At 58.6% G+C, this 3,062-nt stretch carries 4 protein-coding genes and 1 other RNA gene; 1 reads left to right on the top strand and 4 read right to left on the bottom strand.

Translation table 11 applies throughout. The features are described from left to right. The 4 genes from ssrA to ompA all read right to left on the bottom strand — a co-directional run. Positions 1–264, bottom strand: a transfer-messenger RNA (tmRNA) gene (ssrA, locus tag ACIQ47_RS15830); the annotation flags it as partial. A gap of 13 nt (positions 265–277) precedes the next feature. Beyond that, entirely contained in the window at positions 278–943 is a 666-nt protein-coding gene (locus tag ACIQ47_RS15825; protein ID WP_396438996.1) for an HAD-IA family hydrolase, read from the bottom strand. 2 nt (positions 944–945) lie between these two features. Then, complete coding sequence (gene ubiG, locus ACIQ47_RS15820; protein ID WP_396438995.1) at positions 946–1,656, bottom strand: bifunctional 2-polyprenyl-6-hydroxyphenol methylase/3-demethylubiquinol 3-O-methyltransferase UbiG; 711 nt, start codon at positions 1,654–1,656, stop codon at positions 946–948. Between the two features lie 92 nt (positions 1,657–1,748). Beyond that, a complete protein-coding gene (gene ompA / locus ACIQ47_RS15815; protein WP_396438994.1) occupies positions 1,749–2,447 on the bottom strand; it encodes an outer membrane protein OmpA in 699 nt (232 codons plus the stop codon). A gap of 232 nt (positions 2,448–2,679) precedes the next feature. On the opposite strand from ompA, the gene ACIQ47_RS15810 reads away from it, so the two are divergent. Continuing rightward, positions 2,680–3,062 (top strand): DNA gyrase subunit A (locus tag ACIQ47_RS15810; RefSeq protein WP_396438993.1); only part of this gene is annotated, 383 nt, incomplete at its 3' end.

The following is a 3,062-nucleotide window of genomic DNA, read 5'->3' as shown; positions in this document are numbered from 1 at the left end:
ACCCTTTTTTCTCACACCACCCCAAGGTACCCGAGGTGATGCCAGCCCATATGTTTTACCTTGCAGCTAGGACTTTGAGGGGTTTAACCCCCTCATCACCCTAACCCAGCCTATCGGCCAACTGTTGCAAGGCTCACCGGATTAAGCGGCGAGTGCGAAACGTTCGTCGTTTGCAGTTAGTTTTTTTTCCGAAGATTAACGAGGATCAGAACCTCGACATGCCCTGCCACGCGTCCGAACCCATGTCGAAACCAGTGCAGCCCCTGAGGTGCCTATTTTAGGCGCTCTTGAGGAATTTCAAGAGGTCCATCGGTGAATCAATGTGCAAATGGGCATTCCAGCGAGAAATATCGGTCTGTTGCCCCAAATAACCGTAGGTCGCGGCCACCGTGCCCATGCCTGCAGCCAGGCCTGCAACGATGTCGCGTTCATCGTCACCCACGTACACACAGCGCGCCGGGTCAATCGACAAACGCCGCGCGGCCTCAAACAAAGGCTCGGGGTGGGGTTTGGCGTGCGGCGTGGTGTTGCCGCTGACGATGGCGCCGGCTGTGGCAAACAAAGGCATGGCTGCGGTCAGCGGATCGGTGAATCGGCTGGATTTGTTGGTCACCACGCCCCACGGCAGGCCCAGGGCCACCAAGCGTTCGACCATGTCCACCACGCCGTCGAAGATGCGGGTGCGTTCGGTCATGCAGTTTTCGTAGGTGACGAAAAACTCTTCTTTCATGGCCTCGAAGTCGGGGTGCTCGGGTGTCATGCCAAAGGCGATGCCCAGCATGCCCCGGGCACCAGCGCCGGCCATATGGCGGTAATGCTCCAGAGGCAGAGAGGGCATGCCACGGTCGACCCGCATTTTGTCCGCAGCTGCACCCAAATCCGGGGCGCTGTCGATCAAGGTGCCATCGAGGTCAAACAAGACGGCTTGTGCGTGTTGAAACATGTTCAGGCTTTCCGACAGGCGAGCAAATAGTTCACGCTGGTGTTCTGGCTCAGCCAATACCGCTTGGTGAAAGGGTTGTATTCCATGCCCTTGAAGCCTTGAGCGTCCAGCCCGGCTTCGCGCGCCCAGGCCGTCAGTTCGCTGGGCTTGATCAGGCGGGCAAATTCGTGCGTGCCTTTGGGCAAAAGGTTCAGAATGTATTCGGCCCCAACGATTGCAAAAAGGAATGACTTGGGGTTGCGGTTGAGCGTTGAAAAGAAGACCCAGCCGCCCGGTTTGACCATTTGGGCACAGGCTTTGACCACCGAGGCGGGGTCGGGCACATGCTCCAGCATTTCCATGCAGGTGACCACATCAAACTGCGCGGGCTGCTCAGCGGCCAGGGTTTCGGCGCTGACTTCGCGGTATTGAACGCCTTGGGTCCCGGCCTCCAGAGCGTGCAGCTGGGCTACTTTGAGGGATTTGGTGGCCAAGTCAATACCGAGCACCTGGGCGCCTTTGCGCGCCATGGCGTCGGCCAAGATGCCACCGCCACAACCCACATCGACCACGCTCAAGCCCGTCAGCGGGACCAAGCCATGAATCCACTCCAGACGCAAAGGGTTGATCTGGTGCAGGGGGCGGAATTCGCTTTCAGGATCCCACCAGCGGTGGGCCAGGTCGGAAAACTTGGCCAGTTCGGCCGGGTCGACATTGGTGGTGCTTGTAGTCATGGGTGCTGATTGTCGGTGAACAGACCAAAAGCCATGAACGACAGACGAAAAAAAGCCCCATTGCTGGGGCTTTTCGTGATCTTGGCAACAGATCAGTTAGGGCGTGTACCGACCACTTCGATTTCCACGCGGCGGTTCTTGGAACGGCCAGCGGATGTCTTGTTGTCAGCCACGGGCTGCTTCTCGCCTTTGCCTTCGGTGTAAACGCGGTTCTTTTCGATGCCCTTGGTCACCAAATAGGCCTTGACAGCGTCGGAACGCTTGACCGACAACTTCTGGTTGTAAGCGTCAGAACCCACGGAGTCGGTGTGACCCACGGCAATGATGACTTCCAGGTTAATGCCCTTGACTTTGCCAACCAGGTCGTCCAGCTTGGCTTTGCCTTCGGCCTTCAGGACCGACTTGTCGAAGTCAAAGAACGCGTCAGCGGCGTAAGTGACTTTGGTTGCGGCGGCTGGTGGGGGCGCAGCTGGACGTGGTGCAGCAGCGGCGGGAGCAGGTGCAGCAGCAGTTGGGGCTGGTGGAGCGGCAGGACGAGCTGCTGGAGCTGGAGCTGGAGCTGGAGCTGGAGCTGGCGCTGCAGCGGCTGGCTTGGCCACGATGGCACCGTCGCAACCGGCAGCGGCTGTGGCAGGTGTCCAGTTGGCATCACGCCAGCACAGTTCGTTGGTGCCGTTTTTCCAGACCAAGTCGCCTGTGCCGTTGCGCCAGTTGTCGATGGTTTGAGCACCAGCAGCGGATGCGAGCGCTGCTGACGCCAACAGCATCGCTACTTTGTTCAGTTTTTTCATGGTCTTCCTCTTAAAGGGTAAAGCCGCAGACGCGCTGCGAAAAAAAGACGCTGCAGATGACCGTCACCCGCTGCGTTGCTTTTTATTGTGCCATAGACAGCGGAGGGCCTGTCCAATTGCCTTGCCGACAGCCCAAGGCGAACACAATTGCATGCCAAATGTTGCATGGACGCGACAGCCGCTTGCACCTAAAATGGACGTTTTTACCGCGCCACTTTTGCTTTTCTCATATATGACCCAGTTTGCCAAAGAAACACTGCCCATCAGTCTGGAAGAGGAAATGCGGCGCAGCTACCTCGATTACGCCATGAGCGTGATTGTCGGGCGTGCCCTGCCCGATGCCCGGGACGGCCTGAAACCCGTGCACCGCAGGGTCTTGTTCGCGATGCACGAGCTGAACAACGACTGGAACCGCCCCTACAAAAAGTCGGCCCGAATCGTGGGTGACGTGATCGGCAAATACCACCCGCACGGCGACCAGTCGGTCTACGACACCATCGTGCGCATGGCGCAAGATTTTTCCATGCGCCACATGCTGGTCGACGGCCAGGGCAACTTTGGCTCGGTGGACGGCGACAACGCGGCCGCCATGCGTTACACCGAAATCCGCTTGGC

This window comes from Limnohabitans sp., assembly GCF_044373035.1.
Taxonomy (GTDB): domain Bacteria; phylum Pseudomonadota; class Gammaproteobacteria; order Burkholderiales; family Burkholderiaceae_C; genus Limnohabitans_A.
Note: the sequence above shows the minus strand (reverse complement) of the source record. Positions and strands in the feature narration are given on the sequence as shown.